This window comes from Actinacidiphila cocklensis, from assembly GCF_907177275.1.
Classification (GTDB): domain Bacteria; phylum Actinomycetota; class Actinomycetes; order Streptomycetales; family Streptomycetaceae; genus Actinacidiphila; species Actinacidiphila cocklensis.
In genome coordinates this window covers 135608-162241 of sequence record NZ_CAJSLV010000042.1, presented here as the reverse complement: position 1 = coordinate 162241, position 26634 = coordinate 135608, and the positions used below count along the sequence as shown (strand labels likewise).

19 protein-coding genes are annotated in these 26634 nt (G+C 74.7%); 4 read left to right on the top strand and 15 right to left on the bottom strand.

The genetic code is table 11. From position 1 onward, the window contains the following. Nucleotides 1-6: 6 nt before the first annotated feature. From NFU81_RS40770 to NFU81_RS06630, 10 genes are all read right to left on the bottom strand, one after another. Complete coding sequence (locus tag NFU81_RS40770) at nt 7-2928, bottom strand: helix-turn-helix transcriptional regulator (RefSeq protein ID WP_274038113.1); 2922 nt, start codon at nt 2926-2928, stop codon at nt 7-9. Nucleotides 2929-3155: 227 nt separating this feature from the next. Continuing rightward, a complete protein-coding gene (locus NFU81_RS06670) occupies nt 3156-4991 on the bottom strand; it encodes a carbamoyltransferase family protein (protein ID WP_251485998.1) in 1836 nt (611 codons plus the stop codon). Continuing rightward, a complete protein-coding gene (locus tag NFU81_RS06665; RefSeq protein WP_251485996.1) occupies nt 4988-5605 on the bottom strand; it encodes a holo-ACP synthase in 618 nt (205 codons plus the stop codon). Before NFU81_RS06665 ends, NFU81_RS06670 begins: the two co-directional genes overlap by 4 nt. Continuing rightward, nucleotides 5602-6909: an acyl-CoA dehydrogenase family protein gene (locus tag NFU81_RS06660; RefSeq protein WP_251485993.1), complete on the bottom strand. Its 1308-nt coding sequence runs from the start codon at nt 6907-6909 to the stop codon at nt 5602-5604. The genes NFU81_RS06665 and NFU81_RS06660 overlap by 4 nt, the downstream gene beginning before the upstream one ends. Before the next feature lies 1 nt (nt 6910). After that, entirely contained in the window at nt 6911-7540 is a 630-nt protein-coding gene (locus NFU81_RS06655) for a hypothetical protein (protein ID WP_251485990.1), read from the bottom strand. Then, nucleotides 7537-8424 carry a hypothetical protein gene (locus NFU81_RS06650; protein WP_251485988.1) on the bottom strand — a complete coding sequence of 296 codons (888 nt, stop codon included), beginning with the start codon at nt 8422-8424 and terminating at the stop codon, nt 7537-7539. Before NFU81_RS06650 ends, NFU81_RS06655 begins: the two co-directional genes overlap by 4 nt. Before the next feature lie 2 nt (nt 8425-8426). Then, complete coding sequence (locus NFU81_RS06645; protein WP_251485985.1) at nt 8427-8684, bottom strand: acyl carrier protein; 258 nt, start codon at nt 8682-8684, stop codon at nt 8427-8429. Nucleotides 8685-8831: 147 nt separating this feature from the next. Continuing rightward, on the bottom strand, nt 8832-10103 hold the full coding sequence (locus NFU81_RS06640; RefSeq protein WP_251485983.1) for a type III PLP-dependent enzyme: 1272 nt from the start codon (nt 10101-10103) through the stop codon (nt 8832-8834). Beyond that, on the bottom strand, nt 10100-11518 hold the full coding sequence (locus NFU81_RS06635) for a preATP grasp domain-containing protein (RefSeq protein ID WP_251485980.1): 1419 nt from the start codon (nt 11516-11518) through the stop codon (nt 10100-10102). Before NFU81_RS06635 ends, NFU81_RS06640 begins: the two co-directional genes overlap by 4 nt. An 8-nt stretch (nt 11519-11526) precedes the next feature. After that, entirely contained in the window at nt 11527-12480 is a 954-nt protein-coding gene (locus tag NFU81_RS06630) for a 3-oxoacyl-[acyl-carrier-protein] synthase III C-terminal domain-containing protein (RefSeq protein WP_251485978.1), read from the bottom strand. Nucleotides 12481-12761: 281 nt separating this feature from the next. Between NFU81_RS06630 and NFU81_RS06625 the strand changes: the two genes are divergently transcribed. From NFU81_RS06625 to NFU81_RS06610, 3 genes are all read left to right on the top strand, one after another. Beyond that, nucleotides 12762-14696 carry a condensation domain-containing protein gene (locus NFU81_RS06625; protein WP_251485975.1) on the top strand — a complete coding sequence of 645 codons (1935 nt, stop codon included), beginning with the start codon at nt 12762-12764 and terminating at the stop codon, nt 14694-14696. 90 nt (nt 14697-14786) lie between these two features. Continuing rightward, entirely contained in the window at nt 14787-15842 is a 1056-nt protein-coding gene (locus NFU81_RS06620) for an ABC transporter ATP-binding protein (RefSeq protein ID WP_274038115.1), read from the top strand. After that, nucleotides 15826-16587, top strand: coding sequence for an ABC transporter permease (locus NFU81_RS06610; RefSeq protein ID WP_251485973.1), 762 nt, complete (start codon nt 15826-15828; stop codon nt 16585-16587). Before NFU81_RS06620 ends, NFU81_RS06610 begins: the two co-directional genes overlap by 17 nt. Before the next feature lie 65 nt (nt 16588-16652). Here the strand turns inward: NFU81_RS06610 and NFU81_RS06605 are convergent, their stop codons facing one another. The 5 genes from NFU81_RS06605 to NFU81_RS06585 form a co-directional block, all read right to left on the bottom strand. Further along, nucleotides 16653-17069 carry a PPOX class F420-dependent oxidoreductase gene (locus NFU81_RS06605; protein ID WP_422665157.1) on the bottom strand — a complete coding sequence of 139 codons (417 nt, stop codon included), beginning with the start codon at nt 17067-17069 and terminating at the stop codon, nt 16653-16655. Between the two features lie 213 nt (nt 17070-17282). Next, nucleotides 17283-18566 (bottom strand): hypothetical protein, encoded by a 1284-nt coding sequence (locus tag NFU81_RS06600; protein ID WP_251485969.1) that lies wholly within the window; start codon nt 18564-18566, stop codon nt 17283-17285. A gap of 224 nt (nt 18567-18790) precedes the next feature. Further along, a complete protein-coding gene (locus NFU81_RS06595) occupies nt 18791-20143 on the bottom strand; it encodes a M1 family metallopeptidase (RefSeq protein WP_251485967.1) in 1353 nt (450 codons plus the stop codon). Nucleotides 20144-20279: 136 nt separating this feature from the next. After that, entirely contained in the window at nt 20280-24236 is a 3957-nt protein-coding gene (locus tag NFU81_RS06590; RefSeq protein ID WP_251485965.1) for a Pls/PosA family non-ribosomal peptide synthetase, read from the bottom strand. A 976-nt stretch (nt 24237-25212) separates the two neighbouring features. Then, the gene (locus NFU81_RS06585; RefSeq protein WP_251485964.1) at nt 25213-25503 is read right to left on the bottom strand and encodes a hypothetical protein; all 291 of its coding nucleotides are present in this window, start codon (nt 25501-25503) and stop codon (nt 25213-25215) included. A 299-nt stretch (nt 25504-25802) separates the two neighbouring features. Between NFU81_RS06585 and NFU81_RS06580 the strand changes: the two genes are divergently transcribed. After that, nucleotides 25803-26630, top strand: coding sequence for a Tat pathway signal sequence domain protein (locus tag NFU81_RS06580; protein ID WP_251485962.1), 828 nt, complete (start codon nt 25803-25805; stop codon nt 26628-26630). The last annotated feature ends 4 nt before the right edge of the window (nt 26631-26634 follow it).

Here is a 26634-nt window from a genome sequence, read left to right as displayed (position 1 = left end):
CGACCCTCACAGCAGGCCCGGCCGGACCGCGGACGCCGAGGCGCGGATCAGCAGGCCGGCCAGGGCCGTCCTGCTGCTGACGCCGAGCTTGGCGAAGACGCGGGACAGGTGCATCTCGACCGTCTTCTCGGCGAGGAAGAGCCGCTGGGCGATCTGGCGGTTGGTCAGTCCTTCGCTGACCAGGGAGGCCACCTGCTTCTCCCGCCGGGTCAGCGACGGCCGGCCCGCGTCAGCGGCGCCCGCGGAGGCGGGGTCGGGGTCGGGGGCGGTGCGGCAGCCCAGGTCCCTGCGGGCAGCGAGCGCGCGGCGGGCCATCGGCCGGGCGCCGTAGGCCGCGCACGCGGTCTGCACCTCCCGCAGGCAGACCTCGGCCTCGTCCGTCCTCCCGCGGGCCGCGAGCAGGGTGCCGACGAGCATCCGGGCACGGAGGGCGTCCACCACCGAGCCGGCGCCCTCCAGCGCCTCCACGGCGGACCTGGCCGTGTCCAGCGCGCCCGCCGGTGCGCGGGCGGCCAGCGCCTGCGCCTGGCCCAGGAGCGCGAGGCCGCTGCGGCCGGGCAGGCCGAGCCGGTCGGCGGCGTCCGAGCCCAGGTCGGCAGCGCGGCGAGCCTCCGCCCCGCGTCCCGCGGCCAGTTCGGCCCGCACCACCAGTTCGCCCCAGCTCACCCGCGACCACGGGTCGAAGGCCTCGAAGCCGGGGCCGCCGCCCGTGCGTGCGAGGGTCAGGCAGCCTTCGGCGTCGCCCGACTCCAGCCGGTGCTCGGCCTGCATGTACCGCGAGAGCGAGTCGAAGAGCCCCTCGGCCGGCCCGGACCGCGGCTCGACCGGGCGCAGGCCGGCGCCCGGCGGGGCCGTGGGGTCGCCGGTCCACAGGCCCGCCCAGCGGTTCAGCACGCGGGCGGCGGCCCGCTCCTCGCCGCCGCCGGACGCCTGGGCGAGGTCGACGCCCTCCTCGGCGCAGCTCCTGGCCTCGTGCAGGCGGCCCAGGGAGTGCAGCAGCAGGGTGCGGGCGACGAAGACGTTCGGCAGGTGCGCGGCCTGCCCGCCGTACCGGGCGAAGGCCAGCGCGCGGTCGACGTGGCGCAGCGCCTCGGTGGGGCGTTCCAGCAGCAGTTCGCTCCAGCCGACCCAGGCCCCGGCGTCCTGGCGCCGGGTGAACTCCTCGTCCAGCATGCGGTCCAGCAGTTCCGCCGCCCGGTCGGCTTCGCGCGCCGCGGCCCTGCGGTCCGCGGCGAGGCAGGCGGCGGACGCGGCGATGCCCAGGGCCGTGGCCTGGAAGGGCGCCGCCGACGGGTGGCTGCGGACGGTCACCAGCGCCCGGTAGGCCCACTCGCGGCCGGCCGTGGTCTCGCCCGCCACGAACTCGCCCTGCGCCCGCTCCAGTTCGAGCCCGGCACGCTCCAGCCCCGGCGCGCCCCTGAGCGCCGCGATCTCGCGGTCGAGCAGCTCCCCGGCCTCCACCGGCCGGCCGAGCTGGCGGTCCAGGCGCGCGCACAGCGCGGCGGCCTCGGCTCTGGTGGCCGACGGCCGGCCGGGGAAGCCGGCCAGCGCCTCGTGCAGCACCTCCCGGCCGGCCTGGAGGTGGCCCGAGGCACCCAGCGCCGTGCCCAGCAGGACCATCAGCTCCAGCCTGCGCGCCGTGTGCTCGCCGGCGGCCGGGACGAGGCGGATGGCGGTGCGCAGCCACTGGGCAGCGGTGGCCGGCGCCTGGACGCGTACCGCCTGCGCGGCCTCGGCCAGCACCTCGGCGGCGTCGAGGTCGCCGACCGCCGCGGTGCACTGGACGTGGTAGGCGCGGGCGGCGGCCGGCAGGCCCGCGCGGCGCAGGGCCACCGCGGCCCGGGCGTGGGCACCCAGCCGCCAGCCGGGGCTGGTGCTGTCGTAGACCACGCGGCGCACCAGGGAGTGCCGGAAGGAGAAGTCGAGGGGGCCCGCGGTGGGCCTGATGATGTCCGCGGCGGCCAGTTCGTCGATCGCGCCGAGGGCCACGGCCTCGTCGAGGGAGGCGATCTCGGCGGCGAGCGGCACGTCGAAGGACTCCCCGGCCACCGCGGCGGCCCTGGCCAGCAGCGTGCCGTGCGGGCTGAGCGCGTCGAGTTCCGCCAGCAGCGCGGCCTCCACGGCGGGCGGCAGCTCTCCGGCGTCGCCCGGCGTCAGGGAGGGGTCGGCAGGCAGGCTCTGCGGCATGCACGCGTGCAGAGCCTTGAGGTAGAGCGGGTTGCCCCTGCTCTCCTGGTACAGCGCGCGGTGCCAGGGGGTGCTGGTGCGCTCGCCGAGCAGGGCGGCCATGTCGCGGTCGCTGAGCGGTCCGAGCTGGAGGCGCTCGTGGTCCCACGCGGTCCCGGCGAGCGCCGCGCGCAGCCGGACGGGGGTCTGCCGGTGGCGGTGGGCCAGGACCAGCAGGACGGGGGTGTCGATGGGCCGGCGCAGCAGTTGGGCGATGAGTTCCACGGATTCCTCGTCCGCCCGGTGCATGTCGTCCAGCGCCAGGACCAGCGCGGGGACGGCCAGCGCGTGCAGCGACTGGCGCACCGCGCGGTAGAAGCCGTGCAGTCCCAGCGGCAGCGGCGCCGGGTGGGTGCCCGGGGCCGGGGCGGCGGCCGGTACCAGGGGGGCGAGCGAGGGGAAGACCGAGCCGAGCGACCGCAGCGTCTCATGGGTGGGCCGCGCGGCGCCGCCGGTCGCCAGGTCGGCGAGGCGGTCGTCGAGCGCGTCCACGAACGGGCCGAACAGGATGCGGCGTTCGGGTTCGGGGGCGCGGCCGGTGAGAGCTGGAAGGCCGCGCGCGGCGGCGGCCCGCTCCAGCTCGCCGAGTAATCGCGTCTTGCCGATGCCCGGCTCGCCGATGATCTCCAGGACCCGGCCGCGGCTGTCCTTCAGCCCGCCCAGGACGAGTTCCAGCGTCCGTAACTCGCTGCGCCGTCCCACGAAGGGCTCGCCTGCGCCTGCGCGGGCGCCCGGCGTGTTCGTTGCGCCATCCCCTGGATGCCTGGTCAGCGGCTTCACAGTCAAGACCTTTCGAGTGCTTCTCATGGTTGCCCGCGGGACCGCGCCGAACCGAGCGTTTGCCCTGTTATTGGTCTGCACCTATGACGTAGTGGGATCGTGACACGAATCTGGCTCTTTGTCCCAGGAGTGGCGTCGGCCGGCCGGCGTCAGCGTCCGCCCGCCGCCTCCCGCGCGGGTGCCGCGGGCCGCTCGGCGGCGGCCAGAGCGTCCTTGACCCGCTGCTCCCAGGCGGGTTTGGCGTAGACGGTGCCGCCGATGAACACCACGTCCAACTGCGAGGACGAGAAGGTGGCGTACGCCTCGGCACCGTCGCGCGCGGTCGGCTGGCCCTTGACGTTGAGGGAGGTGTTCATCAGCACGGGCACGCCGGTCAGCCGCTCGAAACCGTCGAGGATCCGCCACAGTCCCGGCACCTCGTCGGCGTGCACGCTCTGCACGCGGGCGCTGCCGTCGTCGTGGACCACCGCCGGGATCAGGTCCCTGCACTCGGGGCGTACGGGGACGGTGACCGTCATGTGGCGCAGCTGCGCGGAGGCGGGGACGTCGAACCACGCGTGCAGCGACTCGGACTTGACCGCAGGCGCCAGGGGGCGGAAGCCCTCGCGGAACTTCACCGCCGCGTTGACCCGGTCGCGCGTTCCGCGCTCGCGCGGGTCGGCCAGGATGCTGCGGTTGCCCAGCGCCCGCGGCCCGAACTCCAGCCGCCCCTGAGCCCAGCCGAGGACGCAGCCCTCGGCGAGCAGCGCGGCGGCGGCCTCCTCGGCGACCCCGGGCGCGGCCGGAGCGTGCCAGTACGGCGTCGCGGACGGCGGCGGGGTCTCGTCGACGTCCGGGCCGAGGAAGGTCATCGGCGGGCAGCGGACCGCCGCGGGGTCGGCGGCGAAGGCCAGGGCGGCGCCGACCGCGGTGCCCTCGTCGCCGGCGGCCGGCTGCACGTACACCTCCTCGACCAGCCCCGACGCGCACAGCCGGCCGACGGCCACGCAGTTGAGCGCGACGCCGCCGGCCAGCGCCACGCGCGCCACCCCGGTCCGCCGCACCCAGTGGCCGACCACGTGCAGGAAGGCCTCCTCGACCCGCTCCTGGACCGCCGCGGCGAAGTCCGTCTGCAGCGGCGTCGGCGGCCGGCCGGGCTCCTGCGCCGGGCAGCCGTACTCCACCAGCCGTTGCCGCGACCCGGAGAAGGTCTCGCGGGCACGGGGGTCGTGGTTCAGGCCGAGCAGCGGGACCGAGAAGCGCCCGTCGGCCTCCAGGACGACGGCCTCGCGCAGCGCGGAGCGGAAGCGGGCGGGGTCGCCGGACGCGGCCAGGGCCATCACCTTGTACTCGTCGCTGTTGGGCCAGAAACCCAGGTGCAAGGTGGTCAGCCCGTAGAGCAGGCCGAGACTGCTGCGGAAGTCCAGCGCGGCCAGCCGCCGCAGTTCGCCGTCCTTCCAGTGGTGGACGGTGACGGCGTGCAGTTCGCCCATCCCGTCCAGGACGACCACGAGCGCCTCGCCGAAGCCGGACGGGACGGCGGCGCTGAGCGCGTGCGCCCGGTGGTGGTTGACCGGCCGGACCTCCAGCCGCCCGGCGGCGGCCGGGTGGTTCGCGTGCAGCAGCCGGGTCTGGTTGGCGGGGTCGTACACCGAGGAGTAGCGCAGCCGGGAGTACGCGTCCGCCTGCGAGAAGGCCGCCATGCGCCCGTAGTCGAAGTTGTGGGCGACGACCTGCACGTCGGCCATGCCCAGTCCCGCGGAGCGCAGGCAGTAGTCGATGGCGTCGCGCGGGAAGCGGTGGTCGAACTTGGAGCCGGAGAACCGCTCCTGCTGTACGGCGGCGACCAGCTCGCCGTCGACCAGCAGCGCGGCGGCGGAGTCCAGGCCCTGGAAGAGCCGGCTCTCCGGCGTGCTCAGGCCGGGGAATTCGCGCGTCTTGCATTCCTGCGACCCGTCGAGGCCGCTGTAGCCCAGGACGACTCGGGGCGTGCCGGTGGCGGTCATGAGGACTCCTGCGAGGTGGCGGTGACGGCGGGTGGGGCGGGCATGGCTGCTGAGGGGGAGGACGGTGACGGCGGCCGGCACGGCTCATGCGCGCCGAAGGGCACGGCGGAGCCGGGCGGGCCTTCCGCAAGCGCGGCGCCGATCGCGGCGGCCAGCAGCGGGGCGACACCGGCCGTTTGGCGCGGATCGCCCGCCGGCCTCGCCCGCCAGCCGGCGGCCACCGCCGCGACGATGCCGTCCTTGTGGCTGAGGGAGACGGCGAAGGCGTCGAGGCCCAGGTCCGCCGCCGCGCGCGCCGCGCTCCCGCCGAGCGTCACGGCGGGCGCCCCCTCCGGGCGGCGCAGCACCGTGATGTCCCGGGGGGCGACACCCTGGAACAGGCCGCGCCCGAGCACCTTGAGCAGCGCCTCCTTCGCGGCGAACCGGCCGGAGAGGTACTCGCGCCGCCGAGCGGGTCCGAGCCAGGAGGCCTCTGCCAGCTCGCCGGGCGCGTAGACGTAGGCGGTGAACCAGCCCCGGCCCATGACGCGGTCCAGCTCGCCGGCCCGCAGCAGGTCGACGCCGAGCCGCAGCCCCGGGGCGTGGGGCGGTACGCCGGACAGGGCCGGGCTCATCCCGCGCTCCTGCCGCCGGCCCGCGCGGAGACGCCGGCCGGGGTCACGTACGGCTCCGGGACCGGGCCGCTTCCCAGCAGGTCGCCTTTGACCAGGCCGTGGAAGACCGAGAGGCGGTGCACCGCGCCGGTGCCCTCCATGTACTCGAAGGCGCGCACGTCCCGGTACGCCTTCTCCAGCCACGGGTGCTCGATCAGCGAGGCCGGCCCCAGCAGTTCGGCGGCCAGCAGCGTCGTCTCCTCCGCGAGGGCGGCCGCCCTGGACTTCACGGCGCCGATCCTGGGGACGTCCACCACGCCGTGGTCGATCTCGCCCGCGACGGTGTGCACCAGCCGGCGCAGCGCCGCCGCGCGGTCGAGTACCCCGTCCAGGCGCCCGCGGGCCGAGGCGGGCATGGCGGGCCGGTGCGCCGCGGTGTAGTCGCACACCGCCTGGGTCACGCCGAGCGCCATTCCGGCGATGCCCGGCCGCCCGCGGTACAGGACGTGCAGCGCGCCGTACAGACCGCGCCGGCTCGGCGGCCGGTGCCGGCCGAGCACCTGCTCGGGCCGCACCCGCAGGTCCGTCAGGCGGATGTGGCTGATCCGCGCGCCGCGCAGGCCGACCATGGGCAGCAGTTCGGCCTCGAAGCCCTGCTGCGCGGTGTCGAGGAGGACCGCCTCGATGCCCCAGGGGCCCGGTGCGCGGCGGCAGAACACCACGCCTGTCTGCGCTCTCGCGGCGGTGCCGACGTACCGCTTCTCACCGTTCAGCACCAGCGTGCCGTCGTCGTCCGGGGCCAGCGACGTCTCCAGCTCCATGGCAGCCGAGCCCTTGCGCGGCTCGGTGAGTCCGAAGAACGTCCAGGTCGGGGCCGACGTGACGCGCTCGTAGTACGCGGTGCGCTGGGCGTCGTCCGCGAGGGCCTCCACCGCGAGGCCGGACAGCGAAGGGCCGGGGCAGGCCAGCAGCACGCCGGCGTCCCCGTAGGCCAGGCGCTCCGCGGTGACGGCCCAGCCGAGCGAGGAGGCGCTGGCCTGTACCGGGCCGGCCGGGTGGGCGCCGGTGTCGCGGTACTCGGGCGGCAGCGAGCCCTGCGCCTGGAAGCCGACGGCGGGCAGGTGGAGCAGCCCGGCGATGGCGTCCGGATCGCGGTCGACCGCGGCCCCCGCCTCCCGCATCCCCTCGGACAGCTCGCGGCAGTGGCGGTCCAGGGCGCGCAGCGGCGGGTCGAGGTCGGTTCCGGCCAGCGGCGCAGCCGGGGGCGCGTAGACCGTCGGGTAGGTCACCGCGGGCGGTGCGGCGAGGCCGCCGGTGTCAGACATGTCATCCCTCCGTACCGGGGTGGGCGTAGACGTTCGCGGCGATCTCGGCCGCGTGCAGCTCACCGCCGGGACCGTCGGCGAGGAAGCCGCTGGCCCCCAGCAGCCGCAGCAGGGTGCGTCCCGCCGCGACCAGCCGCAGGTGCGCGCGTGCGAGGGCGTCCTGTCCGGCCGGCGGGCCGCCCGCCCGCTCCTCCAGCAGCGCCAGGGCCGCGTCGGCCAGGCCGGCCTGGACCAGCTGGCGCGACAGCAGGTCCGCCCCGCCCGACGTCCTGGCGGCCAGGTGGTCAAGGGCGTGCCGCAGGGTGTGCTCGACCAGGTCGCAGTGCAGCGCGAGAAGACCGGCTCCGAAGGCCGCACGGGCCGGCGCGGGCACCGCCAGCTCCTCGGGCGTCGCAGGCCGGCAGGCGAGCCCGAAGCGGCCGGGCGACGACCCGTCGGGGTCCGCCGCGGCCAGCAGCACCAGCCCCTCCGGCGAGGGCACGCGGCGGGCCGGCGGACCGCCGGCGTCCTCCCGCAGGACCTGCGCGTGCAGCGCGTCGAGCCGCCGCGGGAAGCCGAAGGGCGCAGGGGGCACGCCCGGCGCGGGGTCAGCCTGCTGACCGGGTCGCGTGGGTACAGCGGTCGGGCTCATCGGTGTGCGCTCCTTGCCGGCAGTCGGGCGGAGGTCGGGGCGGCGCCCCTGTAGTGCAGGGCCAGGACGCTGCTGCGGCCGGTCCTGGGGTCGGTGTCGCACAGCACCAGGGCGCGGTAGCGCGCAGCCCAGTCCCGGTGGTGCCGGGCCAGGTCGAGCCAGACGCCGGTGCAGTACGAGCCCGGGCCGGCCCGGTGGCAGGGCAGGCCGGCGGCCGCCAGCTCCGCCGCGTCCGCCCCCGGGCCGGCCACCACCAGCACGTCCCGCTCCGGCACGCCGTCCGCCGCCGCGGCAAGGGCGCCGGCGAGTCGGCCCTCCGGCACGGCCGCCGGCGGCGAGGCCGGCCCGTAGCCGCCGTCCTGGCCGAAGAACAGCAGCGCCCCTGAGTCCGCCAGCCGCCTCTGCTCCAGCAGCGGTTCGGCGTAGGGCAGCGTCGTCTGCTCCAGCACCAGCAGCGCGAGGCGCGCGCAGCGGCCGGACCGGGCGTAGGCCCGTGCCAGCCGCAGCGCGGTGTACGGCGCGCGCAGCCCCTGCTCGGAGACCGCGAAGCTGCGCGCCCCGCCGCCCAGCAGCCGGTTGACGCCCGCGCTGACGGTGGTGAGCGGGTGGTAGTCCGGCAGGGCGTAGGCCAGTACCAGCAGGTCGGGTCCCTGCGGCCACGGCAGACCCGAGCGGTGTGCCGCGCCGACCAGGCGGTGTGCGAGGTCGGTGAAGGACACGCCGGTCCCGGAGCGGACCAGGTCCCCGCGCAGCGGCAGCCCGTGGGGGGCGATCAGGTCCCGGTGGTAGTCCAGCAGCTCCTGGTCGTAGCCGTACGGGTTGCGGTGGTCGGCCACCAGCCAGACGGCCGACTCCAGCGCGAGCGCGGCGGGAAGCGCGGGCACGGTCAGTTTGCCCCGTCAAGGCTGCGCTCGACGAAGTCCGCGAGCGTGCCGACGGTGCGGAAGTCGTCCATGTCGAGGTTCTCCGGGTCGATCTCCAGGCCTACGGCGTCCTCCAGCACCATCAGCAGTTCCAGGACTGAGGTGGAGTCCAGGTGCAGGTCGTCGAAGAGCCTGAGGTCCTCGCGCAGCCCGGTCACCTCGTGCTTGAGCACCTCGGTGAGGCACTTCTCGATGACGGCGATGGTCTCGGAACGGTCCACGGGTGCACTCCTTGTGCGGCGTGACGGAGGTTGCGGTGGTCGGTGTGGTCGGTGTGGTCGGTGCGGTTGTGGCGGTCGGTGTGGTCGGTCCTGCGGGGGAGTCGCGGAGGTCGTAGGGCGTGCGGGAGGGCGGGTGCGCCGCCGGTGTCACACCTCGACGAGGATCTGCCGGCCGAGCAGGTCCTCGACGGTGTCGCGACGGCGCACCAGGTGCGCGTTTCCGTCGAGGACGAGCACCTCGGCCGGGTGGCCGTGGCTGAGGAACAGCACGGGGGACGCGCTCGGCCCGTAGGCGCCGGAGCGCTCCACGCCCAGCAGGTCGCCGGGCTCGACGTCCGGCAGCTCCACCTGCTTGCCGATGACGTCGTTGGGTGTGCACAGCGGCCCCGTGACGGTGTACGGGCGGCGGCCGGGCTCCTCGGGGCGGGTCAGCGAGCGGATCGGGAAGTTGCGCTTGACGAAGCTGCCGATGCCCACGGCGGCCATGTGGTGGTTGGTGCCGCCGTCGGCGACGACGAACCACTCGCCGCGCGACTGCTTCACGTAGCGGGCGCGTACGACGTACAGGCCGCACCAGCCCGCGAGGTAGCGGCCCAGCTCGGTGATCACGCGGCAGCCGGGGTGCTCGCCGAGGAACGCGGCGACCTCGGCGTTGACCCCGTGGGCGGCCGCCGCGACGTCGAGGTCCTTCTCGTTGTCGAAGTACGCCACCCCCAGACCGCCCCCGATGTCCACGGTGCGCAGGGGGAAGCCCAGTTCGGCGGAGAGCCGCCCGGCAAGTGCGAGGATGCCGCGTGTGTTGGCGGCGACGGCGTCGGCGTCCAGGATGCGGGTGCCCATATAGGCGTGGACGCCCTCGACCCGGACCCGCGACAGCGAGCGCAGCAGCGGTCCCGCGCCGTCCAGGATCTCCTCGTCGATGCCGAACTGCCGGGGCTTGCCGCCCATCGACAGCCGCGACCCCTTGTTGCTGAACACCGGGTTGACGCGCAGCAGGACCCGCACCCCCTCGGGCGGGGCCATCGCGTCCAGGGCGGTGAGCTCCTCCAGCGACTCGCACACCACCGCGTGCACACCGGCGTCCAGGCAGGCCCGCAGTTCCTCGGCGGACTTGCCTGGGCCGAGGAAGATGACGTCCTCCGGCCGCGCGCCGGCCCGCAGCGCGGTCACGAGTTCCGCGAGCGAGGAGACCTCGATGCCGGCGCCCTCGGCGCGCAGCACCGCGCAGACGCTCACGTTGGGGTTGGCCTTGGCCGAGTAGAAGATGTCGATCCGCGGGTCGAGCAGGTCCCGCAGCTCCCGGTACGTGCTGCGCAGCCGGTCGCCGTCGTAGAGGTAGAGCGGGGTGCCGAACTGCTCGGCCAGCGCGCTGACCGGTATGCCCTGGACGGTGTGCTCGGACGGGTGCTGCTCGGTCACGACGGTTCTCCTCGGGAGGCGATACGGGAAAGGGCCTTCTCGGCTGCGGCGTCCGCGGCTGCCAGCAGCTCCCGGTCCGGGGCGAAGAGCACCGCGTACAGCCGCCCGGTGAACGGCGCCCCTGTGCTCTCGCCGGCGAGAGCGTTGAGCGTCCCGAAGCAGGTGATGACCAGCCGCGCGCCGCCGAACGCCGGGTCGCCCTCGGGGTCGGCCAGCGGGCCGAGCGCGCCGAGCACCCGGTCCAGAGGACAGGGGGCGTCCAGGGTGAGGGCGTAGTGCCGGGCGAGCGCGACATGGCCCGGTCGCAGCGCCCGTTCCGTGACGCCGCCCTGATAGGTCGACATGTTGAGCCGGGCGTTGATCTCCAGCATCGGGTAGAGGACGCCGTCGCCGCCGAGCACGGCGTCCACCCCCGCGATGCCGGTGAAGCCGTCGGCGTACAGCGCCTTGCCGATGGCCGCCGCCGCCTCGCGCAGCTCCGCCACCTGGCCCTCGCCCAGCCGCGAGGGCATCAGATGGCCGCGGTGCACCCCGTTCTCGGTGAGCGCCTCCTTGACGAAGTCGAACTCCACCCGGCCGTCGCGGTCGATGGTCAGCTGGTAGTTGAGATCGCAGTGCTTGGGCAGCCACTCCTCGACGACCACCTCCAGGCGGTGGTTGCCGGTGCGCTCCGCCCGACGGCCGACCATGCGCAGCAGCCGCTCGGCCTTCTCCGGACTCTCCAGGACGACCAGACCCTTGCCGGAGACGCCGTAGGCGTCCTTCACCACCACCGGCCGGCCCTCGGCCATGGCCGGGTAGCGGCTGCGCAGGGCGTCGGCGAGCTGGCCGACCTGCACGCAGCACTCGCCCGGCACCTCCCGCAGCCCGGCCTCGGCGGCGAGCCTGCGGCCGTAGATCTTGCTGTTCACCCGCTCGAAGGTGGCCGAGTCGGGGACCGCCAGCCGCAGTCCCGTCACCTCGGCGACCCGCTGCTCCAGCGGCGAGGTCCCCATCGGCATCAGCCAGGCGCCCTCGGCGGCCAGCCGGGTGAGCTCGGCCAGCGCGCGCGGGGAGTCCAGCACGGCCTGCGCCGTCGATGCGCTGCCGGCGGCCCGCTCCGGCACCAGGACCTCCGGCAGCGCCGCGCCCGCGGCCCGGGCGTGCGCCCTGAAGTCCTCGTCCAGTGGTGCGGACAGCAGCAGGACGTCACGCGGTCCCGCGAGGGTCGCGCCCAGCTCCTCCATCCGCCGCACCAGCGCCGCCGACACCGGGAACCTGGGTGCGGGCAGGCCCGTGTGGCCGACCGCCCACTGCTCCTCGGCCTCGAAGTTGCACAGGAACACCAGCCGCGCGTCGGCGGCCCCCGTGCTCGCGGCTTTGAGCCGCCGCAGATAGCGGCCGTCTTCGCGGGCCGCGCTCGATGAGCCTTCCACGTGGTCTCCTAACCTCCGAGGTGCTCGATCACCATGGCCGCGTATGTCGCGCCCAGGCCGACGGCGGCGAACAGGTAGTGACCGCCCTCGACCAGGCCCTGCTGCTCGCGCAGCGCCACGAGATTGAGGAACGGGTCGCTGCAGAAGCAGTGGCCGTAGCGGGCCACGCCGTCCAGGTGGATCCGCTCGGGGCCGATGCCCAGCTCCTTGGCCACGCGCAGCCAGGAGGAGCGGTTGACGTTGTGCGGCACGATCGTGACGAGGTCGGACAGCCCCAGGTCCGCCTGGCCGAGGGCCTCGTGGACCACCGCGGCGAGACCGGCGGCGTAGCTGTCGCCGAAGTCCTGGGCGGCCTGCGTCGTCATCCGGACGCCCTCGCAGAACCGGCCGTCGGTGCGTACCGCGTAGCCGCGTACCGCGAAGCCCCGCGGGGCGAGGCCCACCAGGGCGGCGGCCGACGCCTCGCCCATGACCGTGGTGTTGGCGATGAGCCGGGCGAGCTTGGAGAATGGTTTCTCCCCGGTGACGACCAGCGCCTTGGCCTGCGGATCGCCGTCGGCCCGCAGCAGTTCGCCCGCCGCGTCCACCGCGGCCAGGCCGCTCGCGCAGTTCTGCTGGGTGAGCGCGAAGCACTCGGCGTCCGGCAGGCCCAGCAGGCGGCCGAGGTCGGCCGCCGCGTCGACGTGCGCGGGGGTGACCTCCTGGATGGTGTGCGCGTAGAGCAGGTACCGCACCACCGAAGGGTCGGGCAGCGCGGCCAGCACCCGCCGGGCCGGCTCCAGCACCAGGTCGTACAGGCCGAGGCCGGGATCGTCGTGCAGGACGTCGAGCCCGTGGACGCGGTGCATCAGCCGCGCCTGATGGCGGCTGAGCCCCATGTCCGCCGCGACCTGCTGGACGTCGACGGACCTGGCGGGCAGGTACGCCTCGACGCGCTCCAGCACGGTGGGTCGCATGGCCATGGGCTCCTGCCTCGGCGGGCTGCGGTCCGGCGCTGCGGGCGCCGGACATGACGGGGGGGACGCGGTACGGGGCGGAGCGGCGGGGCGAGATGAGGCTAGGCAGCTGCCGCGGACCGGGTCATGCGGGAAATCCCTGGGTTTCCCGGAACCGTCCCGCGGCCCGTGAAACCAGGGATTTCCCCGCTGGGCGGCCTCCGGGCCGCTCGATACGGTCGGTGTCGCCCCGAGCCCGTCCGCCGGGGCCGGCAACCCGCCGCCCTGCCGGACCGCAAGGAGCCGACGTGGACCCCACCGCCGTGGAACGCACCGCCGGGGAAAGGGACGCAGACGATCGCGGTGTCGTCCCGCCGGCCGCCGCTGGAGGCACCGCAGCCGATCGTGACGCAGGGGAGCACGCTGCCGACCCACCGGCCACCGCCGCGGATACGCGGACGGTGGCCTTCGGCGGCGGGCGCTCGCGCAGCGGGCCGCTCACCTTCGGCCAGAGCAACGTCCTGCGCTGGATACGCAAGCCCGCCGACCGGGGCTCGGCCACCGTGCCGGCCTTCTTCGACATCCCCGCGGGCACCTCACTGACAGCTGTCACCGAGGCGCTGGCGACCCTGATCGCCCGCCACGAATCGCTGCGCACCACCTACGTCGACCCTCCCGGTGGGGAGCCGGCGCAGACCGTCGCGGCCGCCGGCACGCTACGGGTCTCCAGCCACGAGTTCGGCTCCTCGGGTCGCGACCCGCGCTCGGTGCTGGAGCGCCTGCTGGCCGGCGGCGAGGGCGACCTGGTGCGCGAGCTGCCGGTGCGGGCCGCGGTGGCCACCCGCGCGGGTGAGCCGTTCCTGCTGGTCCTGGTGATCTCGCACATGGCCGTGGACGTCGGCTCGGTACGGCTGCTCGGCGAGCAGTTCGCCGCGCTGCTCGCCGACCCGGCGTCCGTACCCCCAGGCCCCGAGCCGCTGCAGCCGCTGGACCTGGCCGCCGCGGAGAGCACACCGGCCGGGCGCCGCCGGGCACAGGCGGCGCTGCGGTACTGGGAGGCCACGCTGGCAGCGGCCCCCCAGGCGATGTTCGCCGTCCCGCCCGACCCGTCGCCGCCCGGCCGCCGGCGCCGCACCACCTTCCGCTCCCGCGCGGCGGCGCTGGCGATCAGCCATGTCGTGGCGCGGACCGGTATCGGCCCCTCCACCGTGGTGCTGGCGGCCTTCGCGGTGTGCACCGCGCTGCGCACCGGCAACGACAGGTGCGTGGTGACCTCGGTCGCGGGCAACCGCATCCGCGGCGCGACCCGCGGCTACGTCGGGAACCTGGCGCAGGACGCGCTGCTGTCGGTCGACGTCCGGGCCGAGCACTTCGACGCGGTGGTCAAGCGGGCCGGCACGGCGGCGTTCAACGCCTACCGGTACAGCCAGTTCGACGCGGACGAGCTGTGGCGGGTGATCGACGGCGTGGGCAGGGCACGCGGCACGGCCTTCCACCGCGACGTGGTCTACAACGACTTCTCGGCGCTCGACACCGCGGCCGCCGCCGTCTCCGCCCCGCCGCCGGTCTCCCTTGCGGAGGTGCACGAGGCTCTCGCCGAGACCCGCCTGACCTCCCTTCCCGACGAGTCCTACCCGGTGGCGGCCTACCTGAGCGTCCGCCAGGTCGTAGGGGAACTGGTCCTCGCGCTGTGGGCGGACTCCGCCGTCCTGCCGCGCCGCGATGTGGAGGGCCTGCTGAGGGGGGTGGAGCGGCTGCTCGTCGCGGCGGCCGCCGAGGACCTGAAGCTGGCGGACGCGCCCGCGGCCACCGGCTTGAGCGCTCCGCAACGCGGCCGTCAGTGGATGCGGATCGACGGCTGCTGGGTGGAGCGCGCCGCGACGGCCGAGGTCCTGGCTGCCGCCGCGGCGGCGGCCGGTGCCGGCCCGGTGGCGGTCGTCGGGTCGCCGGCAGCGGAACCGGGCGACACGGAGCAGGGCGGCCCTGCGCAGGGCGGAACGGACCCGCTGCTGACCGGATACGCCGCCTGGACCGGCGACCCGCAGGCCGCCCCCGCGCCCGAGGACCTGCACGAGGCGTTCCTCGCGGAACTCACCGGACGGTACGCGGCCATGGCCCCGGCTTCGTACGTGGTCTGCGCGGGCGAGCCGGACGACCCGGGCGACGAGGCGTCCTGGCGGAAACTGCCGGTGCTGGCGCGCGGCACCGGCAGGGGAGCGGAGCCCGCGGCGCCGGCCGACTGACCGCGACGCCCCGCCGGCCGTACGGACCCGGCCGGCGTGCGGACCCCGCGTGCGGGGACCCTTCGAACCCCCCCAGACCGAGGAGTTGACGTGGCGATCATCAAGGCGGAGGGTCTCGCGCGGACCTTCCGCACCCGGGGCCGCACGGTCGAGGCGGTCCGCGGGGTGGACCTGGAGGTCGGCGCGGGTGAGATCGTCGGCTTCCTGGGCACCAACGGCGCGGGCAAGACGACCACCCTGCGGATGCTGGCGACGCTGTTGCGGCCCACGTCGGGCCGGGCGACCGTGGCCGGAGCCGACCTGCGCCGGGACCCCGCGGGGGTGCGCAGGCGGATCGGGTACGTCGGGCAGGGCGGCGGTGCCCATCCCGACGCGCTGGTCGGCGAGGAGCTGCTGCTCCAGGGCGAGCTGTACCGGATGACCCGGGCAGCCGCACGGGAGCGGGCCGCGAGCGTGGCCGGGCGGCTGGGCCTGGCCGACCTGCTGGACCGGCAGGTGCAGACGCTCTCCGGCGGCCAGCGCCGCCGGCTGGACATCGGGCTGGGGCTGGTGCACTCCCCGCCACTGGTCTTCCTCGACGAGCCGTCGACCGGCCTCGATCCGCACAGCCGACGTGAACTGTGGCACCACACACGGCGGTTGCGCGACGAGTGGGGCACCACGGTCTTCCTGACGACCCACTACCTGGAGGAGGCGGACGCCTTGTGCGACCGCGTGCTGGTGATGGACCGGGGCCGCATCGTGATCGAGGGCACCCCGGAGGAACTCAAACGCAAGGTGGCAGGTGACGTGATCAGCGTCGAGGTCGCGGACGACCCGGCCCCCGCCGAGGCGGTGCTGCGTGCCCGGCCCGAAGTGCTGGCGCTGGCCGTCGACGACAGGACCCTGCGGCTGACGGTGGCGCGTGGCGAGCAGGCGCTGTCGGGGCTGGTCCAGGCGCTCGGCGGGGCGGGGGTACGGCTGGAGTCCATCCAGGTGAGGCGGCCGAGCCTGGACGAGGTCTTCCTGGCCGCCACCGGCCACCCCCTGCACGCCGACCCGCCGGTCCCTCCCGCGCCCGCCGCGGCCGTCCCAGCAGGCCTTGCCGATCCCGCCGATCCCGCCGATCCCGCCGACGAAGGAGCCCTGGGTGTCCGTCGCGCGTGACACCTCGCTCATCTTCCGCCGGCAGGTGCGGCAGGACACCCGCAACCCGGTCTGGCTGCTGATCGGGCTGTCGCAGCCGATCCTCTACCTGGCGTTCTTCGGCCCGATGCTGTCCCGGGTCCTGCGGGCGGACGAGGGCAGGACCGGCAGCGCCTGGCAGGTGTACGTGCCCGGGCTGCTGGTCCAACTCGCCCTGTTCGGCGCGGCCTTCGTCGGCTTCACGGTGATCGCGGACTGGCGCACCGGATCGATGGAGCGGATGCGGGTCACGCCGGTCAGCCGGTTCGCGCTGCTGATGGGCCGCGTCCTGCACGACGTGGCGGTGCTGCTGGCGCAGAGCGTGGTGCTGATCCTGGCCGCGGTCGTCTTCGGCCTGCGCGCGCCCCTGGCGGGCATCGCGCTGAGCCTGCTCTTCGTCGCCCTGCTCACCTGCAGCCTCTCCTCGCTCTCCTACGGGCTGGGGCTGGCGGTCAAGCGCGAGACGGCCTTCTCCCCGATGCTCAACATCGCCACCGTGCTGCTGCTCCTGCTGTCGGGCATCCTGCTGCCCATGTCCCTGGCGCCGAGCTGGCTGAACGACGTCTCCCGCCTCACTCCGCTGCGCTACCTCGTGGACGCCATCCGGGACGCGTTCGTGGGCCGCTTCGCCACGGCCACCGTCGCCGAAGGCCTCGCGGTCGGCCTCGGCCTCGCCGCCCTCTCGCTGGCAGCAGGCACGTACGTCTTCTGCCGGGAGAACGTCTGATCAGCCATCCTCACCCCGCTACCGCGAGGCTGCGAGCAGCTCTCCGCAGGGGGTGCGGCGGCGGTTCAGTCGGCGAGGCTGCTCTGTGCGATGACCTTCCCGATGCGGACGCGGACGAGCAGTTCGCCGGGGACTCCGTTGCGCGCGGCGTACTCCTCGGCCCGGTCTTCGCCCATATAACGGGCGGCGATCCGGCCCGCCCAGTCGCGGACGTCGTCCAGATCGTCGGAGAGGGCGGCCGTGCCCTCGACGAGGACGAAGGAGAACGGCGGCCGCTCGTCGTCGACGCAGACCATGACCCGCGGGTCGCGGGCCAGCGTCCTGCCCTTCACGGTGTCGCGGCCGGTGTTGAAGACGAGGTCGTCACCGTCCAGCAGGAACCAGACGGGCGCCAGGTGCGGGCGGCCGTCAGCGCGGGTGGAGGCGAGCTTGGCGGTGCGAGTGCCGTGGGCGAGGAAGGCCCGCCACTCGGGTTCGGTCATCTGGGGCATGGCCCCATCATGGCGGTGCCAGCGGCGGGCACCGCAGCACGCCGCGCCGCACCGCTGGGGGCCGGGGGGACGCGGGCTCACATCCAGGGCGGAGCGCCGCAGGGCCGAGGAGTCGACGGCCGGCGGGACGTGGGCGCTGGGCATGACGGTCGCCGCCGTGTGCGACAGGGGGCTGACGGGGCGGCAGCGCCGTGCTGCTCTGGGCTATGGGACGTTCTCCGGGACGGAGAAGTGGGAGAGACGCTGTCGTGCGGCGTCGTGGACTTCCGGGGCGAGGGGGTCGTCGCCCAGGGCGTGGAGGCGGGTGCGGACGCGCACCGTGCCCGGGGCGGCGGCGCATGCTTGTTGTTGGACGGCAGGTTCGCAGTCGTCGAGTGCTTCGACGGCGTAGCCGTTGGCAGCTGTGGGTGCGCAGCCGAGCAGGCCTTGCAGAACGGCTGCCCGCGCAGAGGAATGGACCGTCGCCTCCCACGCGTGGGCCAGTGCGTCGGCGGCTTGTGCGACGCGGAGTCGTCCGAGGCCCCTCGCCGGAGTCTCCATCGCGCACCAGGCGCCGGCCGTGGCGTCCGCGGTGAGTGCGTCCAGGAGGTACGGGCCGTCGTCCGGGTCCCCGAACTCGGCCAGGACTGTGAGGGCGAGTTCGTTCAGGGTGCGGTCGCTGCCCGCGGCCCAGATGCGTGCGCGCGGGACGGCTGCGTTCCCGAGGTGGTGCAGTGCCTGGGGCATTCCGGGGGTCCATCCTGCCGGGTTGCGCAGGCTTGGGTCTTCGGCGAGGTCGAGGATGACGGGTTCGCCGCGTCTGCCGAGTTCCTGCAGGGCCAAACGGCGTTCCGGGCCGGCGCCCGCCGCCACACGTTGGGCCAGGACCGAGGAGCCGGTATCGGCGCAGCCGCCGGGGGGAGGGGTGGGAGGCGGCGGGGTGGTGTGCCGCGTGGTGTGCCCGTCGAGGATGCGCCGGATGCGTGGTTGGGTCCGTGCCCATGAACTCCATGGCTCCCGGGCGCCGTAGACGTGGGCGGCCAGCTCCGTGTCGTCGTGGGCGGCGACGACGTCCGCGTCGAGTCCGGCCCAGACCTCCGGGATCTTCCGTACCCCGGTCTCCTCGACCGCTTCGACTGCCGAGGACCAGTGGCGGCCTTCCGTTGCGTAGCGGCGCAGGACGGGCACGGCGTCGAAGCGGCCGGTGAAGGGGAGCAGCGCGAGCACGTGCAGGGCGAGCTCGATCTCCTGTGCATCGTCATCGCCGCCGCTACCGAAAAGGTGGCCTTCGATCGGTGTCAGCGACAGGTCCAGCCGGTGGATCAGCCGCGCCAGGTAGGAGTCGCGCTGCTCTGTCTGCCGGTCCCAGCGGTGATCGGTGACGACGCACGCGTACACGAAGTCGGCCGCGCCGGGGTGGGTCAGAGCCTGGCGGGCACCGAGGCCCCTGCCACGCTGGAGTTGGCCGGGCAACGTATGCGGGTCGGCGTACGCGCCGTCGTCCATCACGAGGGCAGCGTGTCGCGCTCGTCGGCCGGAGCACAACTCGATTACGGCTGCTCGGGCGGCAGTCCGTGAGCGGACTGGAGCGGTGCCTCGTCGAGAACCCCACCCGCACACATCAGCGGCCGAGCGAGCAGTCCTGGCGAGCGCCTCCACGAGGACGGGGTCGAACGCCTCAGGCGTGCCGGCGCCTGGGGACTCGCGGCCACCGGGTGGGTGAAGGCCCTTTCTCAGACGGCCAGTTCGCTGATCGGCGGCAGTGCCGCGCGGTGGACCCATGCGTCGAAGACCGCGTCCAGGGGGCGGGAGGTGTACTGCGCGGCGTGCGCGGCGAGGCCGGCCGTGGTCACCACGCCGTGGCGGTGCACTGCCGTCCAGCCCTTGAGCATGCGGAAGAAAGCGCCGTCGCCCAGGGCGCCGCGCAGCGCGTGCACCGCCATGCCGCCGCGCTGGTAGAGCCGGTCGTCGAACATCAGCCGGCGGCCCGGGTCGCCGAGCGTCAGGTCCTGCGGCAGGCGGGCCAGCCGGTCGTACGCGGTGGCGGCGTGCGCGGCGGCCGTCGGGCCGCCGGTGTGCTCGGACCACAGCCACTCGGCGTATTTGGCGAAGCCCTCGTTGAGCCAGATGTGCCGCCAGTCGCCGATCGACAGGCTGTTGCCGAACCACTGGTGGGCCAGCTCGTGGGCGACCAGCCGCTCGAACTGGCGCCGTCCGCCCAGGTGGTTGGTGCCGAAGGTGGCCAAGCCCTGGGCCTCGACCGGCACATCCAGCTCCTCGTCGGCGACGACCACCGCGTACTCGTCGAAGGGATACGCGCCGAAGACGTCCTCGAAGAAGTCCATCATCCTGGTCTGCCGCCCGAAGTCGACAGCGAACTCGCCGCGCCGCCCGGCCGGTACGTACCCGGTCTGCGGCACCGGGCGGCGCGGGGTGAACACCGAGCCGCCGCCCGCCAGTTGCACGGCGTCGTAGCGGCCGATCGAGACGGTCACCAGGTAGCTGGAGGTGGGCGCCGCCTGCTCGTAGACCCAGGTGGTGCTGCTCGCCCTGGTGGTCCTGGACAGCAGCCTGCCGCCGACGACCACGGTGTACACCGACGGGGTGGTCACCGAGATCTGGTAGGCCGCCTTGTCCGCGGGCCGGTCGTTGCACGGATACCACGACGGCGCCCCGACCGGCTGGCTGGCCACCAGTGCGCCGTCGGTCAGCTCCTCCCAGCCCAGGCCGCCCCACTGGCTGGCGATGGGCTGCGGATTGCCGGTGTAGTGCACCTCGGCGGTGAAGGTGGCGCCCGCCTCCACCGCCTTCGCGGGGCGGACCCGCAGCCGCCCCGCGCGGTGGACGTAGTGCGCGGGCCGGCCGTCGACGACGACCCGCTGGAGCCGGAAGTCGGCCAGGTCGAGGGCGAATTCGCGCAGCGCCGCACCGCCTGCCACTGCCGTGAGCCGCGCGGTGCCGCGCAGCCGGTTGGACGCGGGGCGGTAGTCCAGGGTCAGTTCGTAGCGGTGCACGCGGTAGCGGGTGTCGCCGTGAGCGGGGAAATACGGGTCCGCCTCCGGCGCCGCCGCTCGCTTCTGGGCCAATGGTCCTCGCTCCTTCGCCGTCGCAGGACGGACCGGCCCCGCGCAGCTCCCGGTCTCGTCCCTCGTCAAGCCGTACCCGTGCCGGACACGCCGTCATGCCGCAGGGGCCGCGGCCATGTGCCCACCGGACCCTCCGTCATGCGCCGCCCCGGCCCGGCTTGCCGTCGTGCCACGCCTCGGCCGGATTGCCCAGCCAGCGGGTGTCCGCCGGGATGGACTCGGCCCGCATCACCAGCGACGCGGGCCCCAGCGTGCTGCGGGCACCGACCTCGCTGCCCGGCAGCACGATGCCGCCCGGACCGAGTGTGGCGCCCGCGCGGAGCACCACCGTATCCATTCGCATGATCCGGTCGTGGAAGAGGTGGGTCTGCAGCACGCAGCCGCGGTTGACGCTCACCCCGGTCTCCAGCGTGACCAGGTCGGCCTCGGGCAGCCAGTAGCTCTCGCACCACACGCCCCGGCCGATCCTCGCACCCAGCCCGCGCAGCCACAGGCTCATCACGGCGGTGCCTGGCACCGCGCCGACCAGCCACGGCACGGCGAGCACCTCGACGAAGGTGTCGGCCAGTTCGTTACGCCATACGAAGGCGCTCCACAGCGGACGCTCGACGGCCCGGAATCGGCCGACCAGCAGCCACTTCGCGGCGATCGACACCACGGCGGCCGCGCCGCCGGCCGCCAGCAGCACCGGCCCCGACAACAGCGCCACCGCCAGGGTCCCGTGCCGGGCCAGGCGGGCCAGCGCCGCCAGGAGCACCGTGGCCAGCGCCGCGGAGGCCAGCACCGGCACCAGCCGGCAGACCTCGACCAGGCCGCGTGCCCACACCAGGCGGGCCGGCGGACGGTACGTCAGGCTCTGGTCGCCGTCGTCCGCGGTCCGCGGCAGCCGCACCGGCGGCATGCCGAGGTAGGAGCGGCCCTCCTTGGCCTTCTTCGGGGTGGCCGACAGCACGCCCACCAGCCCGCGATCGGGTACCGCGCGCCCCGGCGCGGTCATGCCCGAATTGCCGAGGAACGCGCGCTCGCCGATCTCGGCCTCGCCGATCCGCAGCCAGCCGCCGCCGAGCTGGTACGGGGCGACCAGCACGTCGTCGGCGAGGAAGGCGCCGTCGCCGACGGTGGTGAGGCTGGGGATGGCCAGCACCGTGGAGACCTCCGCTCCGCTGCCGACCTTCATGCCCAGCGCGCGCAGCCATACCGGGGTGATCAGGCTCGCGTACAGCGGGAAGAGCATGTCGCGGGCGGCGTCCATGAGCTGGGTCACCGTCCAGGACTGCCAGCCCACCCGGCTGTGCAGCGGGTGCCAGCCGGGCCGCAGGCCCCGGCTCAGCAGCCGGACCGCGGCCAGCAGCAGCGCTGCGTATGCCAGGCCGAAGGCGAGCGTGGCGGGCACCAGGGCGATGAGCGCACCCCTCATCGCGGCCGCGAGGCCGCTGTCGGTGGGCACCAGAGCGCCCGCGACGGCCAGGGCGGCGAGCGCGGCCACCGCCGGGAGCAGTGTCAGGCCCGCGCCGCTGACGCCGTACGCCGCCGCCCAGCGTGCCCGCCGAGGGGGACGCTGCTTGGGCCAGCGCCGCTCGGCCTTGCCCACCTTGACCGCGGGCGCCCCGGCCCAGCGCTGGCCGGTGGGCACCTGGCCCGTCACGGTCGACCCGGCCGCGATCTGTGCCCGCTTGCCGATCCGCGCCCCCGGCAGCAGCATGCTCCGGGTGCCGACCACGGCTCCCGAGCCGACCTTCACCGGGCCGACCTCCAGCCGGTCGCCGTCGAGCCAGTAGCCGCACAGGTCCACCTCGGCCTCGACCGCGCAGCCTCGGCCGAGCTTGAGCATGCCGGTGACGGGCGGCAGCGAGTGCAGGTCCACGTCGGGGGCGATGCGGGCGCCCAGCGCCCGGCCGTAGCGGATCAGCCACACCCCGGACAGGGAGGTCGCGCCGGTGGCCTCCGCCAGCCGCTCGGCGGCCCACAGCCGCAGGTGGACGCTGCCGCCGCGCGGGTGGCTGCCCGGTTTCAGCCCGAGGAGCAGCAGGCGCGCACCGGCCGCGGCCAGCGCGAGCCGTCCCGGCGGCGTGAAGAGCAGGACGGCCGCGGACGCGACCAGCCACCAGGAGGCCGTCGGCGCCCACGGGTAGTGGCCGGTACGGGCCAGGAGGTTGCCCAGCACGAGCAGGCCGGTCGTCCAGCGCAGCCCGGCCAGCGCGTGCAGCGGCAGCAGGGCGAGCAGTTGCACGGCCCTGGCCGAGGCCGGGACGGGCGCGATCTGCCTGGCAGGCCGGTCGTCCCGTACCGAGCGGTCCAGCATCCGCGCCAGCTTGCGCACGGTCGGCGCCTGGTAGATGTCGACGACGGCCACCGACGGGAAACGCGTACGCAGCAGCGTCGTGAGCTGGGCGGCGGCCAGGCTGCTGCCGCCGATGGCGAAGAAGTCGTCGCGCGCCTGGACCACCGGCACCCCGAGGACCTCGGTCCACTGCTCGGCCACCCACGCCTCGGTGCCCTGCAGCGCCTCGGCGGCCTCCTCGCCTGGGGCCGGTCCCGCGGACTCCGGCAGCGGCCAGGGCAGCGCGGCCCGGTCCACCTTGCCCGAGGTCCTGGTCGGCAGCGTCTCCACGGTCGCCAGCAGCGGCACCAGGGCGGCGGGCAGCCGCGCGGACAGCTCGGCGACGGCCGCGGCCCGGTCCCATCCCTCACCGGCCAGCACGTATCCGACCAGCAGCTGATTGCCGCGCCGGGTCGTCCGCACGGCCGCGGCGGCGCCCGCGACGCCGGGCAGCGCCTGGAGGGCGGCGTCCACCTCGCCCAGCTCGATCCTGCGGCCGCCGAGCTTGACCTGCTCGTCGGTCCTGCCCAGGAAGAGCAGCCCCTCGGGCTCGGCCTTGACCAGGTCCCCGCTGCGGTAGGCGCGCTGCCAGCCGAGCGACGCCAGCGGCGCGTACTTCTCCGCGTCCTTCTCGGCGTCCAGATACCGCGCCAGGCCGACGCCGCCGATGATGAGCTGGCCGCTCCCGCCCATGGCCACCGGCTCGCCCGCCTCGTCCACCACGGCCAGCTCCCAGCCGTCCAGCGGCAGGCCGATGCGTACCGGCCCCTCGCCGGTCAGCAGCGCCGCGCAGGCGACGACGGTGGCCTCGGTCGGGCCGTAGGTGTTCCAGACCTCGCGGCCCTCGGTGACCAGGCGGTCGACCAGCTCGGGCGGGCAGGCCTCGCCGCCGAAGATCAGCAGCCGCACCTCGTTGAGCGCCTCGGCCGGCCACAGCGCGGCGAGCGTGGGCACCGTGGAGACCACGGTGATCTCCTGCTCGATCAGCCACGGACCCAGGTCGCCGCCGCCGCGCACCTGCGAGCGCGGCACCGGAACCAGGCAGGCGCCGTTGCGCCAGGCCAGCCACATCTCCTCGCAGGACGCGTCGAAGGCGACCGACAGGGACGCCATCACGCGGTCGCCGGGACCGATCGGCTCCTCCTGCAGGAAGAGCGCGGCCTCGGCGTCCACGAAGGCCGCAGCATTGCGGTGGGTGACCGCGACCCCCTTCGGGCGGCCGGTGGAGCCGGAGGTGAAGATGATCCAGGCGTCGTCGTCGGCGCCCGGGCGGCTGCGGGCGGTGGGCGCGCGGCCGGACCCCGTCGCAGTCAGAGTGCGGCCGGCGCCCAGAACGGCGGCCACGCCCGCCTCGCCGAACACCAGTTCCGCCCGCTCGTCGGGATCCTCGGCGTCCACCGGCACATAGGCGGCGCCCGCCGCGAGCACGGCCAGGATGCATACGTACAGGTCGTTGCTGCCTGACGGCACCCGGACGCCGACCCGGTCGCCCGCGCCGATCCCGGCCGCCGCCAGCCTGCCCCGCAGCCCTTCGACCTCGGATGCCAGCGCGCGGTACGTCAGCGCCGTCCGGCCGTCGTCGAGCGCCGGCTCCAGCGGGTGGGCGAGGACGGTCGCAGTGAACACATCGACCAGGGTCCGCGGACCGGCCGCCTGGCGCCCCGCGAAATGGGCGTACTCGGTGACGGGTTGCCCGATCTCGCCGATCTCGCCGATCTCGCCGATGAGGACGTCCACGTCCTCCAGCGGGTCGCTCTGCACCTTCAGATTCATGCGCTCCTCGTCCCTCGTCCCCCGCCCGGGGCCTGCACCCGGCTCTTGGCGTGCGACGACGTGCCCTTCGGGTGTCGTCGCACTCGGTACCAAAGCAAGACAAGCCGGCTCATACTAAGTGGCCCGCACGCGCGGCGCCTGCCGGGCGTTGCGGGGCCGCGCCGGCACCGGACCGCCCCGGGGCGTCCGCTTGCCGCCGCTGACCTGCACCGGAGCAGGGGCGGGGCCGCTTTCGCTGACGCTCTGCCAGGTACGGGAAGGTGCTGCAACACACACCGCGGTCGGCGGTCGGCGGGGGCGTTCGGAGCTGAACCGGCGTCAGGTGTGCAGCTGTTGCGAGACCGGCCTGTGTCGCCGGAGCGGGGGAGCACCCGTTTCGTCGAACCATTGCATTCTCGTGCAAAAGCCTGGCCGCCCGGTGTCGCGGAGCCGATCCTGTACGTGCGGCTTCGGCCGCGAGCAGCCGCCGGGCCAAAAGGGGGACCCGGCGGGGCTGTGACGGGGGGATACCAGCATGCCCGATATGACCGGCGGTGCCGTCAAGCTCATCACTGGCCTCGTCATCGCGGCCGGCGCCACGGCGACCGGCGCGGTCCCCTCGCACCATTCCGCCGGGACCGCCCACCCGAGGCGCGCGCAGAGGCTGACGACCAGCCCGCGCGACGTCACCGCCGACGGACCCGTGACCATCTCCCGGGGAGCCGCAGAACGCTCATCGGCAGGCCCCTCAACCGCCGCCTCGCATCCCGCGTCCCGGACGCCGGCCACTCGGTGACGTCCGAGTAGGACCACCGCTCCCAGCGCAGGACCGGACCTGCCCCGACCGGGGTTGCCCCGGATCTGGCGGCGGCCGCACCTGGTCGATGTGCCACCGCCTACCGGGGCGGCACGTACGCGCCCCCGACCGCCATCGCCGCACCCGGCCCCGCGACCCGTGCTGGACCTGGTCGCCCGCACTCTCCGCCGGACGGGTCTGCTACTGCGGCAGCTGCCTGGTGGTACCTGCCGGCTCCGCGGCTTCTGCCTGATAGGCGGTCAGAGCGAGTCGTCCGTCGTCTTCTGCTGCGACGACGTTGACATCCAGCAGGCTTTCCCCGTCGAAGCACAGGGTGAAGAGCGGATCGAGCGCCATCAGGAAGTCGAGGCTTTCCCGGTCCTCCCCGTTCAGGGGTGGTTCGAGGACGGCGTCGCACGTCCAGTCGTCGCCGCTGACGCGAACCGCGACCGCACGCCGAGCCTGGCCAGGCACGTAGACGCGTTCGCCCACCACTCAAAGCGTTGCGGTCCCCTCGTAGCCGTCCATCGCCCAAGTATCGCGCGCGTAGGCGGGTGCCCCACGCGTCAGTGGTACGGCGCCAGGGGCCGCCGTCGGGTTGCGACCGCCGCCGCCTCACCGCCCGCCGCCGAAGCCCGGACCCCGTCGCAGGACGCGCGCCGCCGGAAGCCGTGGCGGGCGTGGCGCCGGGGGGATCAGCCAGGCGTGCGCCTGTGACGAAATCGGGACCAACTTCGGGAGCCGGCTTCGCATCTGCCTCTGTGACCGCACCACACACAGGGGAGTCACAGGTGACAGAGCAGGGGGAAGACCACCGCTCCGGAAAGCAGGACGGAGCGAGGGCACGCACGCTCAGGCGGACGCTGTGGGGCGCCGGCATAGCCGTCGCCGCCACCGCGGCATTGATCGCTGTCACGGTACCGAGGGGAGCCTCGGCGCAGGGCGACAACGCCACCGCCGGCGCCACGTCGACGGCGGCGCCGGGAAGCAGCGGCGCCGGCACCGGCCCGGTGACCGAGAACGCCGCACCGCAGGGACCGCAGACCGGGATCGGGCCACTGACCGAGGCCGAGGTCGACCGGGCCAAGTCCATCGCACTCCAGGAGGGCACACCGCGCAGTTTCCGTACCGCCGCGGGCAAGCAGGGCGCGGAGTACCTGGACGCCGATCTGGTGGACGACCCGGCCGCCACGGCCGGCACGCCGCGCCGCGTCGAGGTGCTGTTCTACGACTACGGGCACGACCAGTTGGTGAAGAAGACCGTCAACCTCGGCACCGGGGCGGTGGAGCGCACGGACACCGCGACCGGCGTGCAGCCGCCGCCGTCCGGCGACGAGACCCGGCAGGCGGCCGCGCTGCTCATCAAGGACCCGCTGGGCCAAGGGTTGCGGACCGACTTCACGGCCGCCACGAAGGGGCAGACCCTCACCTCGCCCGACCAACTGCGGCTGCGCGGCCTGTCCTTCAACACCGGCGAGCAGTCCGCACCCGCCGGCCTCGACAAGTGCGGGGCCAACCGCTGCGTCCGGCTGTTCACGCAGGTGAAGAACGGTCCCTGGATCGACACGACGGACTACGTCATCGACCTGAGCGACCACACCGTCGGCCGGATCAACTGAGAGC